Below are 1,306 nucleotides of genomic sequence, written 5' to 3' on the forward strand. Positions count from 1 at the left end.
CTGATAGGCAAATCCGTCAGTTGAGGTGAGATGTGACGCCGAGAGAAGCTACGGCGGATCGAAGCAGGTGGAGTCATGGTGACAAGAAAGAACCTCTCAGGTAGACCATACAGAGACCGTACCGCAAACCAACACAGGTCGGTAGGATGAGTATTCTCAGGCGCGCGGGAGAACTCGCGTTAAGGAACTCGGCAAAATACATACGTAACTTCGGGATAAGTATGGCCTTCGAGGGATAGTAATATTTTGAGGAGGTTGCAGAGAAGAGGCTCAGGCGACTGTTTACCAAAAACATAGGTCTGTGCGAATCAGTAATGAGACGTATACGGACTGACACCTGCCCGGTGCTGGAAGGTTAAGAGGAGCGGTTAGTTTTCGGACGAAGCTGCGAATTGAAGCCCCAGTAAACGGCGGCCGTAACTATAACGGTCCTAAGGTAGCGAAATTCCTTGTCGGGTAAGTTCCGACCCGCACGAATGGTGTAACGATCTGAGCGCTGTCTCAACGCGAGACCCGGTGAAATTGGAGTATCGGTGAAGATACCGATTACCCGTGGTTAGACGGAAAGACCCCGTGAACCTTTACTGCAGCTTGGCACTGAAACTTTGCCCGTCATGTGTAGGATAGGAGGGAGACTGTGAAGCCTGTACGCCAGTATGGGTGGAGTCGTTGGTGAAATACCTCCCTTGGCTGGTTAGGTTTCTCACACCGATCCGTGAAGCCGGAGGGTGGACAGTGTCAGGTGGGCGGTTTGACTGGGGCGGTCGCCTCCTAAAGAGTAACGGAGGCGCGCGAAGGTTCCCTTGCGCTGGGTGGAAATCAGCGTGTATGTGCAAAGGCAGAAGGGAGCTTGACTGCGAGACCAACAAGTCGAGCAGGTGCGAAAGCAGGTCTTAGTGATCTGGCGGTGGCGAGTGGAAGCGCCGTCACTTAACGGACAAAAGGTACTCCGGGGATAACAGGCTGATTTTGCCCAAGAGTTCATATCGACGGCAAAGTTTGGCACCTCGATGTCGGCTCATCGCATCCTGGGGCTGGAGCAGGTCCCAAGGGTATGGCTGTTCGCCATTTAAAGCGGTACGTGAGCTGGGTTCAGAACGTCGCGAGACAGTTCGGTCCCTATCTGCCACGGGCGTTGGATGATTGAGAGGATCTGCCTTTAGTACGAGAGGACCGAGGTGGACAAACCTCTAGTGTACCAGTTATCGTGCCAACGGTAAGTGCTGGGTAGCTACGTTTGGAAGGGATAACCGCTGAAAGCATCTAAGTGGGAAGCCCACCTCAAGATGAGTCATCCCATCTCCCT

At 53.4% G+C, this 1,306-nt stretch carries 1 rRNA gene; it reads left to right on the top strand.

What is annotated here, in order from left to right:
* Positions 1 to 1,306, top strand: a 23S ribosomal RNA gene (locus B071_RS19990); the annotation flags it as partial.

This window comes from Alkalispirochaeta alkalica DSM 8900 (genome assembly GCF_000373545.1).
GTDB lineage: Bacteria > Spirochaetota > Spirochaetia > DSM-27196 > Alkalispirochaetaceae > Alkalispirochaeta > Alkalispirochaeta alkalica.